This is a genomic window from Eikenella sp. NML070372 (assembly GCF_001648415.1).
Taxonomy (GTDB): Bacteria; Pseudomonadota; Gammaproteobacteria; order Burkholderiales; family Neisseriaceae; genus Eikenella; species Eikenella exigua.
In genome coordinates, this window is sequence record NZ_LXSN01000001.1 from 1 (window position 1) to 20,033 (window position 20,033).

Annotated in this window: 27 protein-coding genes and 1 pseudogene; all 28 read left to right on the forward strand. The window is 50.9% G+C overall.

Annotation, left to right across the window (positions count from 1 at the left end; all coding sequences use genetic code 11):
- A partial coding sequence (locus tag A7P97_RS00005; RefSeq protein ID WP_197484493.1) for a phage antirepressor KilAC domain-containing protein occupies positions 1–190 on the forward strand: 190 nt, incomplete at its 5' end.
- Between the two features lie 205 nt (positions 191–395).
- A complete protein-coding gene (locus A7P97_RS00010) occupies positions 396–785 on the forward strand; it encodes a hypothetical protein (RefSeq protein ID WP_067529158.1) in 390 nt (129 codons plus the stop codon).
- 51 nt (positions 786–836) lie between these two features.
- The gene (locus A7P97_RS00015) at positions 837–1,865 is read left to right on the forward strand and encodes a hypothetical protein (protein WP_067529160.1); all 1,029 of its coding nucleotides are present in this window, start codon (positions 837–839) and stop codon (positions 1,863–1,865) included.
- A 228-nt stretch (positions 1,866–2,093) separates the two neighbouring features.
- Positions 2,094–2,921, forward strand: a complete 828-nt coding sequence (locus A7P97_RS00020; RefSeq protein ID WP_067596285.1) for a hypothetical protein — start codon at positions 2,094–2,096, stop codon at positions 2,919–2,921.
- Positions 2,922–2,932: 11 nt separating this feature from the next.
- Positions 2,933–3,307: a DUF4431 domain-containing protein gene (locus A7P97_RS00025; RefSeq protein WP_067529213.1), complete on the forward strand. Its 375-nt coding sequence runs from the start codon at positions 2,933–2,935 to the stop codon at positions 3,305–3,307.
- Positions 3,308–3,316: 9 nt separating this feature from the next.
- A complete protein-coding gene (locus tag A7P97_RS00030) occupies positions 3,317–3,622 on the forward strand; it encodes a hypothetical protein (protein ID WP_067529216.1) in 306 nt (101 codons plus the stop codon).
- Between the two features lie 107 nt (positions 3,623–3,729).
- Positions 3,730–4,029, forward strand: coding sequence for a surface-adhesin E family protein (locus A7P97_RS10950; RefSeq protein ID WP_369799496.1), 300 nt, complete (start codon positions 3,730–3,732; stop codon positions 4,027–4,029).
- 275 nt (positions 4,030–4,304) lie between these two features.
- Entirely contained in the window at positions 4,305–5,066 is a 762-nt protein-coding gene (locus A7P97_RS00035) for a KilA-N domain-containing protein (protein WP_067529220.1), read from the forward strand.
- 492 nt (positions 5,067–5,558) lie between these two features.
- Positions 5,559–6,143, forward strand: coding sequence for a Panacea domain-containing protein (locus tag A7P97_RS00040; protein WP_082887546.1), 585 nt, complete (start codon positions 5,559–5,561; stop codon positions 6,141–6,143).
- Positions 6,144–6,686: 543 nt separating this feature from the next.
- Entirely contained in the window at positions 6,687–7,163 is a 477-nt protein-coding gene (locus tag A7P97_RS00045; RefSeq protein ID WP_231865609.1) for a hypothetical protein, read from the forward strand.
- 4 nt (positions 7,164–7,167) lie between these two features.
- The gene (locus A7P97_RS00050; RefSeq protein WP_067529221.1) at positions 7,168–8,517 is read left to right on the forward strand and encodes a PBSX family phage terminase large subunit; all 1,350 of its coding nucleotides are present in this window, start codon (positions 7,168–7,170) and stop codon (positions 8,515–8,517) included.
- The gene (locus tag A7P97_RS00055) at positions 8,514–10,475 is read left to right on the forward strand and encodes an anti-CBASS protein Acb1 family protein (protein WP_067529222.1); all 1,962 of its coding nucleotides are present in this window, start codon (positions 8,514–8,516) and stop codon (positions 10,473–10,475) included. The genes A7P97_RS00050 and A7P97_RS00055 overlap by 4 nt, the downstream gene beginning before the upstream one ends.
- 111 nt (positions 10,476–10,586) lie before the next feature.
- Positions 10,587–11,375, forward strand: coding sequence for a phage minor head protein (locus tag A7P97_RS00060; protein WP_067529224.1), 789 nt, complete (start codon positions 10,587–10,589; stop codon positions 11,373–11,375).
- On the forward strand, positions 11,372–11,515 hold the full coding sequence (locus A7P97_RS09900) for a hypothetical protein (RefSeq protein WP_156497454.1): 144 nt from the start codon (positions 11,372–11,374) through the stop codon (positions 11,513–11,515). Before A7P97_RS00060 ends, A7P97_RS09900 begins: the two co-directional genes overlap by 4 nt.
- A gap of 50 nt (positions 11,516–11,565) precedes the next feature.
- Complete coding sequence (locus tag A7P97_RS09905; protein ID WP_156497455.1) at positions 11,566–11,847, forward strand: hypothetical protein; 282 nt, start codon at positions 11,566–11,568, stop codon at positions 11,845–11,847.
- A 145-nt stretch (positions 11,848–11,992) separates the two neighbouring features.
- Positions 11,993–13,117, forward strand: a complete 1,125-nt coding sequence (locus tag A7P97_RS00065) for a glycoside hydrolase family 19 protein (protein WP_067529226.1) — start codon at positions 11,993–11,995, stop codon at positions 13,115–13,117.
- A gap of 67 nt (positions 13,118–13,184) precedes the next feature.
- The gene (locus A7P97_RS00070; RefSeq protein ID WP_067529230.1) at positions 13,185–13,643 is read left to right on the forward strand and encodes a hypothetical protein; all 459 of its coding nucleotides are present in this window, start codon (positions 13,185–13,187) and stop codon (positions 13,641–13,643) included.
- A gap of 62 nt (positions 13,644–13,705) precedes the next feature.
- Positions 13,706–14,638, forward strand: coding sequence for a major capsid family protein (locus A7P97_RS00075; protein ID WP_231865610.1), 933 nt, complete (start codon positions 13,706–13,708; stop codon positions 14,636–14,638).
- Between the two features lie 63 nt (positions 14,639–14,701).
- Entirely contained in the window at positions 14,702–15,034 is a 333-nt protein-coding gene (locus tag A7P97_RS00080; RefSeq protein WP_067529231.1) for a hypothetical protein, read from the forward strand.
- Positions 15,035–15,036: 2 nt separating this feature from the next.
- Positions 15,037–15,435: a DUF4054 domain-containing protein gene (locus tag A7P97_RS00085; protein WP_067529232.1), complete on the forward strand. Its 399-nt coding sequence runs from the start codon at positions 15,037–15,039 to the stop codon at positions 15,433–15,435.
- The gene (locus tag A7P97_RS00090) at positions 15,419–15,859 is read left to right on the forward strand and encodes a hypothetical protein (RefSeq protein WP_067529233.1); all 441 of its coding nucleotides are present in this window, start codon (positions 15,419–15,421) and stop codon (positions 15,857–15,859) included. Before A7P97_RS00085 ends, A7P97_RS00090 begins: the two co-directional genes overlap by 17 nt.
- On the forward strand, positions 15,849–16,229 hold the full coding sequence (locus A7P97_RS00095) for a hypothetical protein (RefSeq protein WP_067529235.1): 381 nt from the start codon (positions 15,849–15,851) through the stop codon (positions 16,227–16,229). Before A7P97_RS00090 ends, A7P97_RS00095 begins: the two co-directional genes overlap by 11 nt.
- Positions 16,214–16,693, forward strand: coding sequence for a hypothetical protein (locus A7P97_RS00100; RefSeq protein ID WP_067529237.1), 480 nt, complete (start codon positions 16,214–16,216; stop codon positions 16,691–16,693). Before A7P97_RS00095 ends, A7P97_RS00100 begins: the two co-directional genes overlap by 16 nt.
- A gap of 11 nt (positions 16,694–16,704) precedes the next feature.
- Positions 16,705–18,180 (forward strand): annotated as a pseudogene (locus tag A7P97_RS00105) (DUF3383 domain-containing protein).
- Positions 18,181–18,295: 115 nt separating this feature from the next.
- On the forward strand, positions 18,296–18,658 hold the full coding sequence (locus A7P97_RS00110; RefSeq protein ID WP_067449049.1) for a hypothetical protein: 363 nt from the start codon (positions 18,296–18,298) through the stop codon (positions 18,656–18,658).
- A 19-nt stretch (positions 18,659–18,677) separates the two neighbouring features.
- Positions 18,678–18,986 carry a hypothetical protein gene (locus A7P97_RS00115; RefSeq protein WP_067449047.1) on the forward strand — a complete coding sequence of 103 codons (309 nt, stop codon included), beginning with the start codon at positions 18,678–18,680 and terminating at the stop codon, positions 18,984–18,986.
- A 56-nt stretch (positions 18,987–19,042) separates the two neighbouring features.
- Positions 19,043–19,483: a hypothetical protein gene (locus A7P97_RS00120; RefSeq protein ID WP_064103116.1), complete on the forward strand. Its 441-nt coding sequence runs from the start codon at positions 19,043–19,045 to the stop codon at positions 19,481–19,483.
- 1 nt (position 19,484) lies between these two features.
- Positions 19,485–19,931 (forward strand): hypothetical protein, encoded by a 447-nt coding sequence (locus A7P97_RS00125; protein WP_067528122.1) that lies wholly within the window; start codon positions 19,485–19,487, stop codon positions 19,929–19,931.
- The last annotated feature ends 102 nt before the right edge of the window (positions 19,932–20,033 follow it).

The window sequence follows — 20,033 nt, forward strand, 5'->3', positions numbered from 1 at the left end:
TTACAAGCGCGACGGGCGCGGCTCGTGGATTGGCTATCAGGACAAGGTGCAGCAGGGCCTAATCCGCCACAGCGAGCACCGCTACACCGACAGCAGCGGCACGGAGCAGCTGCGCGCCCAAGTGTATCTGACCCCAAAGGGCATTACCAAGCCGGCACAGATGGTGGAAGCGGAGGCCGGCCATGCGTGAGCGTTTTGGGAGTTGGGCATTCTCCCTGGCTTTGAGAGTGAGTGAATTTTGCGAGCGCCGCATGTTGGCGGCAGTGAGGAAGCCCAGCGGCAACGCAAGGCAAAAATCCGGGCAAGCCGCTGGTACCGGGTAATGAAACGCCGCCGTATCAAGAAACTACTATCCAAACAGATGAACAGGAAATAGTAGGAACAATTTAGAGCTGATGATTGATTACGCCCAAGCCTTCGAGCGCCGTTATCGTGATGTTCGCGCCCGCTCGCATTGTTTGAGCATCGAACACCGCTACCAAGGCGAGCCGAAGCCGCAACAACAGCAAGAGAGCAAAACCGTATATCCATACGGCGAAGATGCCTTCTGGCTTGGACTAACAGCATGGGGCAAAGTTCCGCAGGCCATGCAAAAGATGATTAAGGTATCGTTCGGCATGGGCGCAAAATCTCAAGCTGACTATGAAGAGCGGCTACAGCAGGCATTTGCTATCCACGGCGAACGAGTAGTTCACACCCAAACAGATAAAGGGCTAATGTGCTGGCTGGAGGAAATCCGCAAACTGGCAGGAGAAGATTTCGAGCTGTTGTTTGAACTGTTGTAATGGTTTTGTTAAGATTTAGTAATATTCCCAACTGCACAAGAGAGCCAGAAGATGATGCGTTTAATCAAAGTGCTGGCAGGAGACTTCCCGAAAGCTCCAGCTGCTTATAATGACTCATTTATTGCTTTCAACAGGAAAACAAAGATTTATCTAATCGATATTGAATCATATAGCGAAGAAAGCGGCGGCGTAATTGAAATCCACCTGTTTGATGGTAGGCGGTTGCTGATAGAGCAAAATGAAGCATTTATCAAAACATTGCGTACCGCGTTATTTGACGAACCGCAAGATTTGGAAGTCCGTAGACAGAACTGGATACAGCGCCAAACATTAGCTAGTGTGGGAACTAAACAACAAAAAGGCGTGAAAATCAGACAAAATACTCCTGAAAACGGCGTGGGAACTAAACAAAAAATCCCAGTTAAAAAGGTGCTTTGGATACTTTTTGCCGTCTGTGTGTTTTTCTCACTTGGCAGGGGTTGTGATGGCGGCGGTTCGTCTGGTGGAGGCAGTCAAGCCAGTCAATCGTCTACTGTCTCTCCAGAATCCAAAATTGCTGCTGGTATTTTGGATTTCAAATACACGCAAAAAGACTACCCGAAACTTTACCAACGTTGGGGCAAGGCAGGCGTTGCGAAAATCAACGAACTACTGCCACAGGCTGCTTTACTTGTGGCCAATGAATCCACTTGCGACAGGGTGGAAATCGTAGAGGTTTCTGACAGCAAGAGTAAGCCGCGCAGTCAGATTGTATTCTTCGCCGATTGCGCCAACGGCAAGCGTTTCTATGTTTCCGAGGCTGATATTAAAGGTCAAGCATCTGTTACGGCTGTGCAGGATAAGCAGGTTGATGAAGCCGCTGCTATCAACCTATGCGATGCTGCTATTAAGCGGCAATTAGCAAACCCATCCACGTTTAGCGGGCATATTCTTGATACAGGAACATCTATCGGGGCGACAGGGAATATTGTTGTTACCCGTGGCTTTACTGCAAAAAATAACGCTGGCATGGAAATAGAGTACCGCGCACGTTGCGTTATTACCGATACGGATGTAGAAGTCAGTATGACGATGAAGTAACCAATAATCAAAGCCCCTTGCATTCGCAGGGGGCTTTTCATGGAGTAGATGGCTGCTTTTACTCGCCTAAATCAAGCGGTATGGTGTTATTTAGTTTGGGATGGACAATATCCAGCATACGGCTGAAGTCATCCTTATCTTTAGCCAGCTCAATAACGTAACGACTTTTTTTGTTGGCTTGGGGTATGATTGTCTATCCTTACATTCTTCCCCACTTGTTTGTTAATTATGGATATAACTGATTTTGAAATAACTCTCCGTTATGACGGATTGGATGCTGAGAGACATGTTATCGCACTGGATGCGCTGGGCGAATCATTGCAAGGATTTTCAAAGATTATTTCTACGGCGGCACATTTCGCCGTAACTCAGCAGTACAGTAAGCGGAGTAATGTTCAAACGGTGCGGGTGTGTGCCAAAGAAGCCCGGGCAAATTGCTTTTCTTTGTACGCTGTTTTGGATTTCGTGAAACAGAATCAGATTTTGTCCGGTTCACTTGGAACGCTGTTAGGCCTACTGATACCTTATATTTTTGCGAAAAATTCACAGAAGAGTGAAGAAATGAAACTTTTGAAAGATGCTTTGGATAAGGCGATTGTCCAATTAGGCAACCGTGATCGCGAAACCATAGATGGGTTGATTGGAGTAATCGATAAAATGGCCGGCGATTTACGGCCATCCGTGCGGCAGGCTGTATCCCCTGTTGGCTATTCCTGCTCGCGGGTGAGCGTAAGCGGTTCGGATGGTAAATATGTATCGGTAGATGAAGCAGATAAGGAGGTGATTGATCGGCTAGACGAGAATGAAATTACGGGGATACAAAGCTTCTCCGTGCAAATCAGTGAGTTGGACAGGCTGAAGGGGACGGCAAAAGTTAATTTTGCCCACCAAGACGAAAACGAACGTGTGCCGGCTGTAATTAACGACCCGTTGTTGGAGGAGCAGGATAATCCGTATATTTCTGCTTTCTCCAGCCGCGAAACAGTGACCATACAGGCTAAGGCCACAATCAAAGACGGGCAGATTGTAAAACTGAATGTATTTGATATTGTGTGAAGGAGATGAGAATGAAAAGGCTGTTTGCTTTATTGTTGCTGTGTGTATCCCTGCCTGCCTTGGCTTATGAGTATAAGTATGGGGAATGGGTGGCATTTACAGGGAAATTACAGACAATGCGTGGCGGTTGGATGGCTGTTGTGTTGGATAAGCCGATAACTGTTGTGCCGAAGCCTGGGGATGATGATGGTATAGATACCCCTGAAACAGGCGTGAGGATGATGCAGTTGGCTATGTCTTCTCCCGAGAATTTCCGGCAGTATCGGCAATTCAAAGGTAGGATGGCGCGGGTGCAATGTGAGACACTGTTCCATTCCATTACTGCACATCATCAAACACCGGTGCTGTGCAGCGTAGCACGGATTTCTGCGCCTGATAGGCCGTAGGAGAGAAGTATGAAAAAGTTTCTAACTGTACAGAACGGCATTATTGTAGCGCTGTGCATTATGGTGGGGTTGTTGTGGTATGTTTCGCTGCGCCTGCATAACCGAGTAAGTCGGCTTGAACTTGAGTTGAGAAACAAGGGAAGCGTAGTAGAAATACAGCAGGAAATCCAAGAATTGAAAACCTCCCAGCTTCTTTTGAATGGTAATGGCTATAGAGAGTGTGAGAACTTGAAGGGAAGATTAAACTCTTTAGGAAGTGAAGTATTTTCCCTAGATACTAGGGTTAGAAATATTGAAGCAAAGGTTGGATATTAGGAGAGAATGATGAGGAAGTTGTTGATTATTGCAGTTTTAATATTAAGTTGCATTCCAATTTATGCCTATATCAAGCCGGCGATGTAGTGGATGGGAGATGGGTGCGGATGGGCAGGAGTGTTCGGCTTGGAGGTATTTTATACTACGATAGCCAAACGATTACCAATAATCAAATTTGGATTAGAACCATCTATCCGGTAAGACAACACATTGGCAATGGTAAACAACTGGATGAAAGTAAGATGCTGTTTTCAGCAGATTGCCAGAATAAACGGTTGGCGATTATATATACTGTTTTCTTATTAGATGGCAGAGTTGTTTGGGATGATACTGCTCAGTATCCACAATACTCTCCCGTTGTACCAGATACCGTGATGGAAGGCGTGTATAATCAAGTCTGTCAGTAAGCACAGCCTATTAAATAATTGATAGCCCCTTGCATTTGCAGGGGGTTTTGTTTATGATGCCGCCTAGGTGCTCGAAACACCTACAAGCGGCATCCGCCCCGACAGAGTGGATTTTTTGTGTCTATCGGTTTCATTGCTCTCTCCTTGAACCCATCACAAAGTTTACTCCTACGGCGGGGTGCGCCAGTTCGCAAGGCTGGCGGCATGACTTGTACATGTTTCGAACACCCCGCCACCCCTTCGAAAGGGTTTGAAACTTATACAAGGAGTAAATCATGTCTCATATCAAAACCGTCTCTTTCGGTAATTTCCCCGTCTCTTTCCAAGACAACGGCTACCTTAACGCAACCGTTGTAGCTACTCATTTTAATAGGAGAGTTGGGAACTATCTGAAATCTGAAAGAACTCAAGAATATATCGCCGCACTTGCTGAAAAATTAAGCGTTACTCCAAAAAGAGCAACGGAAGATAATCAAATAGTTATCATCAAACAGGGCGGCACGGAGCAAGGTACTTGGCTGCATCCGAAGCTGGCGGTTGATTTCGCCCGCTGGCTCGACCCGAAATTTGCCGTATGGTGCGACGAACAGATTGAGCAGATTCTTTCAGGCAGCCTGCACGCTCCCGAAGCTCTGCCATCTGCCCAACCCACGATAGACGAACGGCGCGGCCTGGTGGATGCGGTCAGGCTGCTGGTCGCCCGCTGCGGCATCGATTATTCGGCTGCCTACCGCATGGTGCATCAGCGCTTCGGCGTGGCGCATATCGACCAAATCGCCGCCCCGTTGTTGCCCTCTGCGGTGGCTTATGTGCATTCGTTGGTTTTGCAAGGCCGCTCGTTGGTTAACGAAGTGGAGCTGGAGACCGTACCGAAATTGTTCCGCCATCAGGCCAATCTGCCGTTTGATTTGAACGACGAGGGGCGCTTTGATGTAACGGTGCACAACGGGAAAATTTACCGCCACCGCATCACTTACAGCAAGATGAACTTTATCGACGAGCAGATTCCCTGCTTGAGGCATCAGGTTAGTCGCTGATTGGCGCCGGTGGTATGATTCCAACCCGGCCGTCTGTATGGCGGCTGTGTGTTGAAACCCTCGTGTGACAGCGTAATTTTAATTACGGCGAATTCGCCATATTTGAAATGTCGTCGGCCCTATACCTTGGCCAAAGCAAATAAAATGAAATCAACAACTTGATTTTTCTGCAAAACGAGTGTCGGCCCGGCACTAGCCGGAACCAGCAGCCTTCGGGCTGCTTTTAATATTTGATGCGGGACGGCGACAGCGCGGAGAAAGCCCGCTACCACCAATTGAACGCCTGATTTTCAGGTAGCCCAAGCCCTGTGATTCGTTCGCGGGGTTGGGTTCGAACTAGTGCAAAAATTGCACTAGTTCAAATTGAGGGCAGGAGGGATGTTGGATTGAAAAATGATGAAATATGATGAAATATACGGAAAAGATATAAAATGTACGGAAATATGCTGAATTAATTGCCTGTTTCACAGCCACCCGCATATAATCAAAAGTATGAAACCGCATAACGACACCCTTTTCCAAGAGCCGAAGGCTGCCCAAGCAGCCGCCTTTATGCTGTACAAGGCAAACGGCAAGCTTGAGGTGCTGAAGCTGGTGAAGCTGATGTACTTGGCTGAGCGTGAGTCCTTTGCCCGTTTCGGGGAAGGCCTGACAGGAGATGCGTTGGTTTCAATGCCGCATGGCCCGGTACTCTCTATGACTTTGGATTTCATTAACGGCGGGCATGAGTCTGTCCCGAACGGATGGGCAACATGGGTTACCGACTGCGAAGACAGGATGCTTGCTTTGCGCGACCCAAGTATGATTCGGACGCCTGAGCAAGACTTACTGGCATTGTCTGAGGCTGATTTGGAAGTGCTGGAATCGGTTTGGGAAGAGTACGGTCATTATTCTGCATGGGAATTGCGTAACCTGACCCACAACGGGCTATGCCCGGAATGGGAAGACCCCCACGGCTCAAGCCGGCCTATTCCTATCAGAAAACTGTTGTCTGTGCTTGGTTATAGTGACGAACAAGCCGTAGCGATTGTAGAAAGGCTGGAAGAACAGGCTTACATCAATCGTTCTTTCCAGTAAGGACGACGGCATGTCTCAATTGTGGCAATGCGGACAAGGAGAATGCTTGCTCATCCCATCCGGACCGGGCAGTTACCAGCACTTATTTACCATTCTAGTTAATCCTTGCATCTTACCCAGTCGTGGGAGTAAGCCACAGGTTCTTTCTGTCGGCATTTCTTCTATCCGGGCAAATATCCCATATGACAATGCCTGTATCATCAAATCGTGAGAACACCCGTTTGTCCAGCATGACAGTTATGTCCGCTACCGTGATGCTAGGATTGATGCTGTCGAACATATAGAAAAACGTGTACACGAAGGAGTGTTCTCCGTGAAACCGCCGTGCAGCACCGAGCTGTTGAGCCGTATCATTGCCGGCGCATCAACATCGCGATATGCCAGCAGGGAGGTTAAGCTCCTGATTGCTAAATTTGCTATGGCATAATCCTCAGCCCGCCCCGTGCGGGCTTTTTCAGCAGCCTTCGGGCTGCTTTTGTGTTGCGCTTGACAATATGAAACACTTTTGGTATAAAACTGCTATATTTCGAAGAAAGTTGCGAATTGGCGATTTTCTCTTTTATTTTTGGCTGTCTGCGGGCGGCCTTTGTTATTTTCAGGCAGCTCGATATGGCAAAAGCAGAACGCCCGGTCGGGCGACCAACAACATACAGTCAGGAAACGGCAGATAAGATCTGCGAACTAATCGCCCGGGGCATGAGCTTGCGGGCGATTTGTGCATCTGCGGATATGCCAGCGGGAGGCACGGTACACCGCTGGCTGACGGAACACCAAGATTTTCAGGAGCAATACGCGCGTGCGCGCGAGGAACAGGCAGACGGTTTTGCTGACGAGATTATCGATATTGCCGATTCTGTCGCGCCCGAAACTGGCGAAGTGGCGAAAGCCAAACTACGAATCGACGCTCGCAAGTGGAAAGCCGCCAAGCTTGCGCCGAAGAAGTATGGCGAGAAACTGGAACTGGATGCCGATATGCGCGTGAAGGTAGAGACCCGCCCACTGGAAGACATTTTCAGGTAGCCCTATGGCCAATCCGTATTTCAAGCCGCTTATCCGTAAGGCACGTTACAAGGTGCTGTACGGTGGGCGCGGTAGCGGGAAATCATATTTCCTGGCGGAACTGGCGGTGGAAGTGTCGCGCCGTATCAGTACAGTAATCCTGTGTGCCCGTGAGTTTCAAGGTTCGCTGGACGACTCGGTGTACCAACTCCTGATTGAGACCATTGACCGCTTGGGCTACACGGATGAGTTTGATATTCTGAAATCAGCCATCACCCACAAAGGCACGGGTGCAAAGTTCGTGTTTTACGGCATCAAGAACAACGTTACCAAAATCAAATCGATTCAGGGCATAGGCGTGTGCTGGGTGGAAGAGGCCGAAGCAGTAACAAAGAACTCTTGGGATGTGCTGATACCGTCCATCCGTGGCGACAAGAACGCGGAAATCTGGGTGAGCTTCAACCCGAAGAACATTCTGGACGACACCTATCAGCGGTTCATCATCCACCCGCCGAAAGACAGCATTGTCTTAAAGGCTAACTACGACATTAACCCGTATTTTGAAGATACGCCGCTATTGGCTGATATGCTTGAATGCAAAGAGCGGGACGAAGACCTATACCGCCATATTTGGCTGGGCGAGCCGGTGGCAGACAGCGAACTGGCGATTATCAAGCCAAGTTGGATTGAAGCAGCTATTGATGCACATGAAAAACTGGGCTTCTCCGCCGCAGGCCGGCGCATCCTCGGTTTTGACGTGGCCGATGAAGGCGATGATGCCAACGCCACCGTATTGCGGCACGGATCAGTCGTAACCGATATGCAGCAATGGCGCGGGCAGGATGTGATTTATTCCGCCGACAAGGTTTATTTGTACGCCCAAGAGCAACATATCGACCGCATTGTGTATGACAACATTGGCGTGGGTGCCGGTGTGAAGGCGCAGTTCCGGCGCAAGAACGGCAAGGTGCAAACGCTTGGCTTCAACGCGGGTGGGGCGGTGTACAAGCCAGATGCGAAATACACTGATGATAAGAGAAATCGTGACATGTTCGCCAACATCAAGGCACAGGCATGGTGGATGGTGCGTGACCGCTTCTACAAGACGTGGCGAACTGTGCACCATGGCGACAGCTACCCAGAAGACCAGCTTATCAGCCTATCAAGCAGCCTGCATGATTTGGAATACCTCACCGCCGAACTGAGCCGCCCACGCGTGGATTACGACCAAAACGGGCGAGTGAAGGCTGAGAGCAAGAAAGACATGAAAAAGCGCGGCATCCCCAGCCCGAACCGGGCGGATGCGCTGGTAATGGCCTTTGCCCCCGTGCAGGGCGGGCTGAACATAAACCCCAAGATATTGAGCGGACTATGAGCAAGAAAAAGAATAAGCCAAACGCCAAGGCCATGCGCCGCGCGTTGCAAAGGCTACCTGAAAAACAGCCCGTCTCATACAGCTTGGATTTCCCCACTCTGCCTGACGGCGTAAGGCCAAACGGCATGGCCATGGACAGCAGCCCCTTAGGAAACTTTGGGGCTGATTGCTTTTTCGGCACTGGCTTTATCGGCTATCCCAAGCTGGCCGAACTGGCGCAGATTTCTGAATACCGCAGCGTGAGCGAAACCACCGCCAACGAAATGACCCGCCAATGGATAGAAATCAAATCCGTGGGCGAAGAAGACAACAGCGAGGCCATCAAGCAGATTGAGGAATGCTACGAACGGCTGAATGCGCGCGATGTGTTCCGCAAGGCCATCGAAACAGACGGCCTGTTCGGGCGTGGGCAGATACTGGTGCAAATCAAAGACCACGACGGCAAATTAGCCAACCCGCTGCTCCTAACCGAGAAAACCATCGCCAAAAGCAGCCTGAAAGCCTTGGTGAATATCGAGCCGATGTGGACGACCCCCGCGCCGTACAACGCCATTGATCCAACATTGCCCGACTTCTACAAGCCGAAGGCATGGTATGTGATGGCGCAGGAAATCCATGCCAGCCGACTGTTCACCCTGATTTCCCGCCCCGTGCCGGATATGCTCAAGCCCGCCTACAACTTCGGCGGTGTGAGTATGACCCAACTCATGATGCCTTATGTGGAACGCTGGCTGCGCACCGTGGACTCTGTCAGTGACCTGCTACACAGCTTCTCTTTGTCCGGCATCAAAACCGACATGAGCGCGGTACTGAACGGCAGCGACGACGGCGACACCAACATCATGCTGCGTGCCGAACTGTACAACCGTTTGCGCGACAACCGCGGCCTGATGCTGTTGAGCAAAGACGAAGAAGAGTTCTTCCAGTTCAACACCCCGCTGTCCGGCTTGGATGCGCTGCTTGCCCAATCGCAGGAGCAAATGGCCGCCCCTAGCCATACTCCATTGGTGAAGCTGCTCGGTATCACCCCCAGCGGCCTGAATGCCAGCACAGAGGGCGAGATTGCCGTTTACTACGACCACATCCGCGCCATGCAGGAAAACCTGCTGCGCGACCCGTTGGACAAGCTGCTAAAACTGGTGCAACTGCACCTGTTCGGCAAAGTGAACGACAACATCACATTTGACTTCGTGCCTTTACAGCAGATGAGCGAAACCGAGCTTTCCACCATCCGCAAATCCGATACCGACCGCGACGTGGCCTACATTCAGGCTGGGGTAGTGTCGGCAGAGGAAGTACGCGGGCGGCTGGCGAGTGAGCCGGACAGCGGCTACAACGGCATCGACGTAGAAGATGTGCCTGAAATGCCCGATGACGGCTTTTCAGACGGGCTGAATGACGGCGTGGAGGAAGATGTCGGAGAATCCACCGACCCAAAGCCTAAGCCTGCCCAAGATGCCCAATGGGACGAATCCAAGCATCCGAGGGCGGAGAACGGGCAGTTCGGTGCAGGCAGCAACAGGCTACCTGAAGAGGCTCATTCAACCAAACAGCCCTCTATTGCTGTTAAAGGTAGTGAGCTAGGCACGTTTGAGCAGACAAAAGACCTGCGCAAGGCCGCTATGCAGTATGCACGGGACAACTTTGTCGGCAAAAGCTACACCAATCAGGATAGCGGCCATGAGATACAGGTTACCTGGCAGGGTATTAAACATGCCACAGCTGGCGCGAATGCCGCCGAATTAACCATCATGGCAAAGCTGGACGAACTGCTCATTCATGCCAAGAAAGATGGCGAAGCCGTGCCTGATTACAAAGGACGTGCACACATTATTTCGGCACAGAAATATAAGGCAGTAGTAGATTTGGATGGAGAGAGTTTGAATATTGGGATTGTTACCTTGAAGAAGCATTCAGGCCATGAACATTATGACCATTTCATTATCAAGGACGCATGAAAAACCCTTAATCCGGTACATCTGGGATAGCTTGAACACCAAGCATTTAACCCAGCCTTCAAATTAAGGGCTTACTAGTATTCTAATTTCTTTACCCGCCGAAAGCAAGCCATGAAACTGTCCGCCCCATCCAACCAAGACATCATCCTGAAGCCGATACAGCCCAACCTGGGTGTAGAGGCTGCCTACCGCAAAAGCCTGAAAAAGCTGTTGCGTGAAATGCGTGCCGACGTGCAGGGTTTACTCGAACGGCACTACCCGAAAGGCATTGCCCAAGACAGCCTGACGGGCGGCTTGCAGGCTGCTTTGTCCGCCCTGTTGCGTTATTGGCTGGCACGGCTGGACAAGCTCGCACCGCAAATAGCGGAGAAGTTCACCAATCAAAGTGCAGGCCACACTGAGAGAGCTTTTCAGACAGTATTGCGTGATACGGGGTTTGCCGTCCGTTTCCGTTCCACGGTGCAGCAACAAACTGCTTTACAGGCTGTATTGGGCGGTAACGTCTCACTTATCCGCTCCATCGGCCAGCAATACCTGAACCGCGTGGAAGAGAGCGTGTGGCGCAGCGTGAATGCAGGCTACGACATGGCGCAACTGACCCGCGAACTGCGAAAGGACTACGGCATCAGCGAACGCCGCGCCGCCTTTATCGCGCGAGACCAAACCAACAAAGCCAAGGCGGCCATCGAAAAGGCACGGCGGCAGGAATTGGGCATTACCGAGGCTATATGGATGCACTCCCACGCAGGCAAAGAGCCGCGCCCGAGCCATGTTGCCGCCAACGGCAAACGCTTCGACGTGAGCAAAGGCATGTATCTGGACGGCAAATGGGTGCAGCCGGGGACAGAGCCGAACTGCCGCTGCACCAGCCGCAGCGTGATTAAAGGATTCAACTCATGACAGACAAAATCATACTCGCCCAAGACCGCTCCCTGCGCTCCTACGACCAAGACGGCAGGCTGCACGTTGCCAGTTCCAACATCAGCAAAACGGGTAGCGATACTGTATTTGAGGAAGGCTACCTGAAAATTCTCAGGTAGCCTTCCCTTTGTCCCGCCCGTTTGGGTGGTTTTTATTGGAGCAAATACACATGAATGAAAAAACAACCCATCCCATCCATTGGCACAAACTTGCACAAGGCGCGGCAGGATTAGCCAAGGCTCTTACCGGAATCGGCCATGTTTCCAGCGATACCGCAGCCCAAAGACTGAGCTCTTGTGCTGCCTGCTCTGCGTTGATGCGGCATCGGCAAAACTCACCCGAAAGCATTGTTCAAGGTGTTGGCCTGTTCGACCGATGCAGTGCCTGCGGCTGCTTTGTCCGTGCCAAAACCCTATTGGCCGATCAAACCTGTCCATTGGGCAAATGGTAGCCGGAAATATTCCCGGCTGATTTTATATCTATTCTACTTAGCAAGGAGGCAGTCATGATTTAGATACCGAGTTCAATCTTAATTGTTCTTCTAACCAACCAAATATTTTTTATTGATTTTATCTTATTATTTTAGGAGTTTTATTATGGCAACATTACCTTGCAACAATGGAAAATGGTCTCTTGGACATTACAGCAGATTTGCAGGCGACTTTACCTACACGGGCAGTTACAACACAGCAGAGGAGGCCTGCGCGGCTGCCAAGCTGAAAGCATGGGCTTACGATCCAGTGAAAAAAGCATATGTTCCCTACAATTCGGCAATGCAGCTTTACCGTGTTGAATGTGCAGCCGAAAATAACAGCTATCTGATTGAGAATACCTACAACGTTGCCTTCCGGCACCGTCCGTTGGAATTAATAGTATCAACTGGCAGCCAATATGCAAATTTTATTGAGATACTCCCTAATGATAAAGTAGAGATTTCAGCCAACCAATCTGTTACCTGGATTATTACTAACGGCAGTAGTTCAATCACCAACCTTCGAAAAAATGGATTAGGTATGGTTTTTGAAACCAAGAACCTAAGTGGGATGGTTACCGTTACTGCCCAATCTATTTGTCATACAAAGAGCCTAACATTTTATATTAGAGATGTAAAAACCGAATATATTTCGGCTTTATGGCCTGCATTGGAAAATGCCGGAATAACCAAAAATAAAAATGAATTGGCCGCTTTTTTGGCAAGCTCAGATCACGAAACTGGAGGAGGCACCGATATGGTTGAGTCACCTCAATATAGCCTGAAAGGATGGAGGGCAATATCTCATAAACAAAAAAATATTAGGGAATGGTTAAATCAACATCAAAACAATACCCAAGTAGAGTTTGACAAATTATCCAATAAAGACAAGCTCAATATTATGTATGCCGGTAAAAACGGTAATACTCAACCGGGTGATGGCTATCTATTCCGTGGGAGAGGTGGCTTACACATGACTGGACGGGATGCATATCAAAAATTTTCAACCTATATGCGTCGCCCAGATATCATGAGCAATCCTGATTTGGTAGCTACCGATCCCCAGTTGGCTGTGCAAAGTGCTATTTGGTTTTGGACAATTTATAAGCCTAATCTTCGGAGGATTGCACAACAAGGTAACTGGGATGAGGTAAGGAACATAGTCAATGGTGGGTCTATTGGCATAGAAAAATATTGGCCTAAAGTCCAAGGTTATCTGAATGGTAAAGGAGTACTCATGAAACCATAAATATTGGTCATTGCCTCCTACCAGTGTAGAATCCATAATTATCCGCAACCGGTAGGAGGCTTCAACCATGAAAATTTTATTACTTATTGTTTTATCATCATTTACCTATTCTTCGGCCTATGCGAAGCCCCCTGTGAAAACGATTTTTTCCTGCACCACCACCAATGGCAAACAGCTAACCGTGCAGCGACAGGGGGAGGACTATGTGTACAGTTTCGGCCGCACAGGGCGGCCGGAGTTAGTGTTTCGCAATCCGAAGCGAAATGTGGTTGCGCGAAGCATTACCAGCTCAATGCGGGCCGCAATCGGCATAGGTGGATTTTGGTCGGACATGAATATGATAAATCAGGGCTACCGGTATAATATTTTTTGGAGGGTGAATCAGGATGAAGAACATACGATCACGCAAGGTGTTGTAGTGACTAAGCTAAGTCGGAGAAATGATTTAAGGTACCATCACCCAGTTATTCTCTGCGATAACCGCTATCCCATTATTGATAACCCAGACCCTGAGTTTATGCTTTAACCGGTAAATTTATCACTTCAAATGCTGTCTGTTTTTAGGCAGCATTTTTTGTAAGGTCAACGATGAACGAACAGGTTCAGGCAGCTTTGGCAATGGACGCACAGCCTGCGCTGACCACTACCGGCAACAGCGGCATCCCCGCATGGATGCTGACCTATGTAGACCCGAAGCTGATTGAAGTCGCCCTACAGCCGATGAAGGCTGCCGAAATCTTCGGCGAAGTGAAAAAAGGCGATTGGACAACCGAAACTGCCATGTTCATGCTGGTAGAACCTACCGGCGAAGTCTCCAGCTACGGCGACTACAATAACAACGGCGTAAGCGGTGCCAACGTTAATTTCCCGCAACGTCAGAGCTACCATTACCAAGTGTTCACCCGCTGGGGCGAACGCGAAGTGGCGCGCGCCGGCGAAGCCAAGATTGACTATGTGAACCGTGTCAATCAGGCCAGTGTAAACGCGCTCAACCGCTTCCAGAACAAATCCTATTTGTTTGGTATCAAAGGTTTGCAGAACTACGGCATCCTAAACGATCCGAGCCTGCCGGCCGCTACCGCTGCCGCGCAAGCATGGGCAACCGCCACCGGCGAGCAGGTATACGAATCCATCCGCAAGCTGTTCCAAAAACTGTTGCAGCAGACCGGCGGGCTGATTGATATGAACACACCGCTCTTGCTGGTGTGCAGCCCCACCGCCAGCGTGGAGCTGACCAAAACCAACCAGTACAACGTAAACGTTACTGACCAGCTGAAAAAGAACTTCCCCAATCTGCGCATCGAAACCGTGCCGGAATACTCCGCCGCATCGGGCGAGATGGTGCAGTTGATTGTGGAAGAATTGGACGGCCAGCGCACGTTGGAATGCGGGTTCACCGAAAAACTGCGCGCGCACAACATGGTTTTGGAAGCCTCCAGCATCAAGCAGAAGAAATCGCAGGGCACATGGGGCGCAATTATCTACCGCCCGTTCTGCATTGCTTCCATGACCGTAAGCTAAACTGCCTGCAAAACAAGGCTACCTGAAAATAGGTAGCCTTTTCTCACTTCAAAGGAAAATCAAATGGCAAAACAAAAAACCGTAACCGTTGGCTGCAAGCTGCCCAACGGGCTGATTATCGAAGTTGGCGGTCAGTCAGTAGAACTAAATGGCACGAACGCTTCAAACATCATCGGCGGCCACGGCATCACTTACGATGTGGATGCCGACCTGTTCAATGCTTGGTTAGAAGCGCACCAAGACCGCGACATGGTGAAAAACGGCTTCGTATTCGCCCATGAAGAGGCAAAAAACACCAAAGCCGAAGCCAGGGAAAAGGCTGACAACGAAACCAAGCTGGAAGCCATTAACCCCGATGACAAGGCTAATGGTGTAAGCACCGCCAAGGAAGAGTAACCATGCCCGCCGTCGTCTTTGACAAAGCGCGTTTTCAGGCGGCCTATCCCGAAGTGCAGGCAGGCGATGCCCAGTTCGCCATGTGGTTCACGCAGGCCGAAAGCCTGCTGGACAACACCGACCATAGCATTGTGAAAAAGCTGGAAGAGCGCGAAATGCTGCTGTTCCTGCTGGTTCGCCACTTCGCTGCCTTGGCTGAACGTGCCGCGCAGGGCGGCTTGGTGGGGCGTATTGCTTCGGCTTCTGAGGGCAGCGTCTCCGTGAGCGCGGATATGGGCGCGGTCGGCAGTACTGCCGCTTGGTATCTGCAAACGCCTTACGGCGCGACCTACTGGCAGCTTACCGCCAAATACCGCCGCTTCCGCTATGTGCCGGGAGGCTGTCATGCGCGGTGGCGATAAATTCAGACGTGCACTGGCCGAACTGGCCGCGCAGGCAACAACGGCCAAGGTGCGGGTTGGGATTGTCGAGCAGGCAATATATGATGGTTCTGACGGCGAAAGCGTGGCACAAGTCGCCTTCTGGAACGAATACGGCACGGCAACCATCCCCCCGCGCCCGTTTTTCCGCAATACCATTGCCGAGCACAAGGACGAATGGCCGAAACAGGCCGCCGCGTTGATGAAAACCAACGGCAGCGATGTGCGGCAGACTTTGGAACTGATGGGCGAAGGCGTGAAAGGGCAAATTAAGATGACCATCCAAGGCTTTCAAGAACCAGCCAACGCAGCATCCACCGTGAAGAAAAAAGGCTTCGACAAGCCGTTGATTGATACGGGGACGTTGTGGCGCAGTATTGATTACGAGGTAGCCGATGAATCTTAGAGCCATCGCCAACGGTGCGATTACATCCGTCAATCCGAACCTGCCCGCCATATTGAAACTCAACGGCGGCTACACCACCGATGCCACAGGGAAACGTAAATCAGGCTACAGCGAGCATCCTGTAACAGTACAGACCCAAACCCTCAGCACGCAGGATTTAGCCTTGTTTGAAGGTTTGGCACAGCAGGGAACTCTGTTGTATGCCTATGTAACCGGTCAATTCCACGGCCTGCGGCGGCAAAGCGCCAAGGGTGCGGATAAGCTGGTGTTCGCGGCCTACGGCGAAACCGAAACGACAGAATGGCTGGTGAAACAGGTGGTGGAAAGCTGGCCGGATTGGTGCAAGGTGCTGTTATGGCGGCAACATTAGACGATATTTACACCGAAGTCCGGGCAATGCTGCTCGGGCTTTTCTCATGCGAAGTGGTGCGCGGCTACAGCAACAACGTGCCGTTGCCCAAGCCGCCGTTCGTGGTGATGAACATCCTGAACGAAACCGCCGCCGCCACGAATGAACATGCCTACGCCGTGGCGGATGAAACCGCCGCCGTCTCGCGCCAGTCGGAAATACAGATGCAGCTTGATTTCTATGGCACACAAGCGGGGCAGATGGCGCAGAAAACCGTTTTACTGTGGCGCGATTTCTACGCCTGCGAACAGTTGAAATCCTGCCAGCCGCTGTATGCCGATCCCGCCCGCTTCATGCCGCTCACCAACGAAGAGAGTGAATATGAAGAACGCTGGATGACTACCGTGCATCTGTCCTACGCGCCACAGGCAGAACACCCGCAGCAGTTTGTAAACGCCTTTGATTTAACCCTGATCCAACCGTAAAGGATATATCCATGTTCCAATCTATTCCCGCGTCAAAAATCGTCAGTGTGAACCCCGCCGTACTTAGTTCGGGCGGATCCCCCCTGTCGATGAATGCCGTCTTTTTGAGCAAAAACGAAAACCTGCCCACCGGCAGGCACACCGCCTTCCCCGACGCTTCGGCAGTCGGCGAGTTTTTTGGCTTGGCCAGTGAAGAGTTTAAAGCCGCGCAAGTGTACTTTAAAGGCTTCGACAACTCGCACATCAAGCCCGGCACGCTGTATTTCTACCCCTACAACGTAGGGAAAGAGGCTGCCTATTTGCGCGGCGCAAGTGTAAAAAGCATGAGCCTTGCCGCATTGAAGAAACTTTCAGGCAACCTGAAGGTAAACATCGACGGCAGCGACAAAACCGGTGACAACATCAGTTTGGCCGCTGCCACCAGTTTCAGTGATGCCGCCGCCAAAATCGGTACTGCTATCAGTGCCACTGTGTAGTTTGACGAGCAGTTACAGGCGTTTGAAATCGTGTCCGCCACCCAAGGCAAGGCTTCCGAAATCGGTTTTGCCACCGGCACACTGGCTGAAGCCCTGAATCTGACCAAAGCCAAAGGCGCGGTGATTTCCAAAGGCAACGATGGCGACAGTGCGGAAACCGTGATGGAGGGTATAGTTCAATCCACTTTGAATTTTGCCACCTTCACCACCGTGTTTGAGCCTGAACTGGCCGATAAGCTGGCCTTGGCCAAATGGAGCAACGCGCAGAACAACCGCTTCCTCTACGCCGCCTGGGGTAAAGAAGCCGCCGCGCTGCAAACTGGCAATACAACCTGTCTCGGCGCGCAACTGAAAGCCGCTGCCTACGATGGAACGGCCCCGATTTACGGCGGGCTGGACAAGGCTGCCTTCCTGTGTGGCGCGATTGCTTCCATTGATTTCACCGAAACACAAGGCCGCATCACACTGGCGTTCAAAAACCAATCTGGCTTGAGCGTGGACGTGGATAATGCCACCGATGCCGACAACCTGAAAGAGAACGGCTACAACTATTACGGCGCATGGGCAACCGCCAACGACCGCTTCACTTTCCTCTATCCCGGCCAAATGCCCGGCAAGTGGAAATGGATTGATGCCTATGTGAACCAAATCCGCCTCAACAGCCAGTTGCAGCTTGCCCTGATGACCTTGCTTACCTCGGCCAAGGCCGTGCCGTACAACACCGTCGGTATCGCCCTGCAACGTGCTGCCTGCCAAGACCCGATTAACGAGGCCTTAAACTTCGGCAGCATCCAGCCCGGCGTACCGTTGAGCGAACAGCAACGCGCCCTCATCAACAACGAAGCGCGCGTAGATGCCGCAGCGAAGATTGAAAGTACCGGCTACTTCCTGCTGATTCAGAACGCTTCGGCGCAGACACGCGGCAACCGCCAGTCTATGCCGATGAAGCTGTGGTACACCGACGGCGGCAGCGTACACAACATCAACCTCGGCTCTATTAACGTCCAGTAACGGGCAAACCACATTCAGGCTACCTGAAACTATTTTCGGGTAGCCCGATTTATTCCTGCAATCAGGCAGATTTTTGTGCCACAAGGCATTTAATTTTGATATAAGGAGGCTTATAATGTCTTTAACTATTGAGGAAAAACAGGTTTATGTAGAGTTTATTGAACAAGTGTATAGTCATTCACTTCATGTTCGAGAAAGTGATATTACCCCGGCTGTGGCAGAGGTTTGTGACCAGATGATGTTGCAAATCCGCGAATGCTCACGAAAATTCATGGCAGCACATGCGGTATTTTCCATTTTTTACGGTGGGCCTATTTTGACGGCTAAACAATTTATTACAGCTTTCGGAAAAGGCGCCGTACTTAATGTTAAAAAATGGCTGGATACTATTCGTGGCCATCGGATTTACCGCGTTTGTATCGTTAATACCGCCCGTAACAACCGCACCAATCTGGAGTTTGCATTACGGGGTCTTTAATGCAAATGGAGGAGTTTCAATGTGGGACGTCATCCTAACTATTCTATCGCCGTTTGCACAGTATATTGATTCACGCAAGGTTCGCCTGTATACCTACCATATTCCTGCCACCGCCGTTATCCTGTTCGGATGGTCTGCCGGCGACTGGCAGGGTATGCTTCAGGTATGGTGGATTGTGTCTATATTACTGCTGTTGTGGGGATGGATGGCCTACGATCTGTTCCATTTGAGACAGGAGCAACCAGAAAGCCAAGTGACGCGATTGTGTTTGTGGTTATTACCGGCCACTTGGTTATTGAAGACCATCATTAGCTTTTGGGCTGCCTAATAAAGCAGCCTTTCCCACGCCCGCATCTGCGGGCTTTTTTATTGGAGAACCCAAAGATGCAAACCGTATCAGACCGCACCCTGACCGCCGCCAACAGCATCCTGCTGATGCGCGTGAAGGGCTTTAACGACAACTTCGTACAGATTGAAGGCTACGCTGCCGACAACGCTTTCGACTTTGGCCAAGGCAAAATCGGCGAAACCATGATGGGCGTAGACGGCCAGCAATCCGGCGGCTTTACCCCGCACGAAGTGGACTTCAACATCCAGCTCGCCCCCACCAGCAAATCGCGCGACTACCTCGACCAGCTCACTAATGCCATCCTGCAACGGCAGGAAACGTTCATGGTGGAGTTTTCGGTAGAGATTTCATCGGTGAAGCGCCGCTACACCGCCACCGGCTTCTTGGTGGAAATCCCGGGCGGTACCACGGCCAAGAAAACGCTGGAAGCCGTAACCTACAGCTTCCGCATCGTGGTGAAACCAGAGGAGATTTAAGATGGCTCTGAAAACCCGGCAAATCACGATTGAGAACGGGCGGGATAAAGGCCGCGTGTTCCTGATTACCGAAATGAGCGCCGCCCACGCCGACAACTGGGCGATGCGCGCCCTTTTGGCTTTGGCCAACAGTGGCGTGGACTTGGGCAATATCAACCCCCAACAGGGCATGGTGGGGATGGTTGGAGCAACGCTGGGGGCATTGGGTAAAGTCAAGCCGGAAGACGCCATCCCGCTCTTGAACGAGCTTTTGGACTGCGTGCAAATCATCCCTGAAGGCGGCCAGCCGCGCCCGCTGAATATGGATTTCAACGACGTGGAAGACTTCACGACCCTGTGGCGTTTGCGGAAGGAGGTGTTCGCATTGCATACCGATTTTTTGCAACACGCCTTTGGCCTGACCTCGGTATCGGGCGGGGAAGAAGCGGAGGGCAGCAAGGCTACCTGAACCTGACCCAAACCATCGGCGCCCTTGTTTCTTCCCGCATCTGTACCTTGCACGAGTTGCAAACCGTGTATGGCCTGGAAGATGCCTTTAACCTGCTCGAAA

What these genes read in the sequence shown, in the direction of transcription:
- A7P97_RS09905 (WP_156497455.1), top strand. Translation starts at nt 11,566, where the DNA reads ATGAATGAAAAAACAACCCATCCCATCCATTGGCACAAACTTGCACAA.
- A7P97_RS00050 (WP_067529221.1), top strand. Translation starts at nt 7,168, where the DNA reads ATGGCCAATCCGTATTTCAAGCCGCTTATCCGTAAGGCACGTTACAAG.
- A7P97_RS00075 (WP_231865610.1), top strand. Translation starts at nt 13,706, where the DNA reads ATGAACGAACAGGTTCAGGCAGCTTTGGCAATGGACGCACAGCCTGCG.
- A7P97_RS00115 (WP_067449047.1), top strand. Translation starts at nt 18,678, where the DNA reads ATGTGGGACGTCATCCTAACTATTCTATCGCCGTTTGCACAGTATATT.
- A7P97_RS00060 (WP_067529224.1), top strand. Translation starts at nt 10,587, where the DNA reads ATGAAACTGTCCGCCCCATCCAACCAAGACATCATCCTGAAGCCGATA.
- A7P97_RS00010 (WP_067529158.1), top strand. Translation starts at nt 396, where the DNA reads ATGATTGATTACGCCCAAGCCTTCGAGCGCCGTTATCGTGATGTTCGC.
- A7P97_RS00110 (WP_067449049.1), top strand. Translation starts at nt 18,296, where the DNA reads ATGTCTTTAACTATTGAGGAAAAACAGGTTTATGTAGAGTTTATTGAA.
- A7P97_RS10950 (WP_369799496.1), top strand. Translation starts at nt 3,730, where the DNA reads ATGGGCAGGAGTGTTCGGCTTGGAGGTATTTTATACTACGATAGCCAA.
- A7P97_RS00030 (WP_067529216.1), top strand. Translation starts at nt 3,317, where the DNA reads ATGAAAAAGTTTCTAACTGTACAGAACGGCATTATTGTAGCGCTGTGC.
- A7P97_RS00085 (WP_067529232.1), top strand. Translation starts at nt 15,037, where the DNA reads ATGCCCGCCGTCGTCTTTGACAAAGCGCGTTTTCAGGCGGCCTATCCC.
- A7P97_RS09900 (WP_156497454.1), top strand. Translation starts at nt 11,372, where the DNA reads ATGACAGACAAAATCATACTCGCCCAAGACCGCTCCCTGCGCTCCTAC.
- A7P97_RS00070 (WP_067529230.1), top strand. Translation starts at nt 13,185, where the DNA reads ATGAAAATTTTATTACTTATTGTTTTATCATCATTTACCTATTCTTCG.
- A7P97_RS00020 (WP_067596285.1), top strand. Translation starts at nt 2,094, where the DNA reads ATGGATATAACTGATTTTGAAATAACTCTCCGTTATGACGGATTGGAT.
- A7P97_RS00035 (WP_067529220.1), top strand. Translation starts at nt 4,305, where the DNA reads ATGTCTCATATCAAAACCGTCTCTTTCGGTAATTTCCCCGTCTCTTTC.
- A7P97_RS00095 (WP_067529235.1), top strand. Translation starts at nt 15,849, where the DNA reads ATGAATCTTAGAGCCATCGCCAACGGTGCGATTACATCCGTCAATCCG.
- A7P97_RS00025 (WP_067529213.1), top strand. Translation starts at nt 2,933, where the DNA reads ATGAAAAGGCTGTTTGCTTTATTGTTGCTGTGTGTATCCCTGCCTGCC.
- A7P97_RS00090 (WP_067529233.1), top strand. Translation starts at nt 15,419, where the DNA reads ATGCGCGGTGGCGATAAATTCAGACGTGCACTGGCCGAACTGGCCGCG.
- A7P97_RS00080 (WP_067529231.1), top strand. Translation starts at nt 14,702, where the DNA reads ATGGCAAAACAAAAAACCGTAACCGTTGGCTGCAAGCTGCCCAACGGG.
- A7P97_RS00100 (WP_067529237.1), top strand. Translation starts at nt 16,214, where the DNA reads ATGGCGGCAACATTAGACGATATTTACACCGAAGTCCGGGCAATGCTG.
- A7P97_RS00120 (WP_064103116.1), top strand. Translation starts at nt 19,043, where the DNA reads ATGCAAACCGTATCAGACCGCACCCTGACCGCCGCCAACAGCATCCTG.
- A7P97_RS00065 (WP_067529226.1), top strand. Translation starts at nt 11,993, where the DNA reads ATGGCAACATTACCTTGCAACAATGGAAAATGGTCTCTTGGACATTAC.
- A7P97_RS00125 (WP_067528122.1), top strand. Translation starts at nt 19,485, where the DNA reads ATGGCTCTGAAAACCCGGCAAATCACGATTGAGAACGGGCGGGATAAA.
- A7P97_RS00040 (WP_082887546.1), top strand. Translation starts at nt 5,559, where the DNA reads ATGAAACCGCATAACGACACCCTTTTCCAAGAGCCGAAGGCTGCCCAA.
- A7P97_RS00055 (WP_067529222.1), top strand. Translation starts at nt 8,514, where the DNA reads ATGAGCAAGAAAAAGAATAAGCCAAACGCCAAGGCCATGCGCCGCGCG.
- A7P97_RS00015 (WP_067529160.1), top strand. Translation starts at nt 837, where the DNA reads ATGATGCGTTTAATCAAAGTGCTGGCAGGAGACTTCCCGAAAGCTCCA.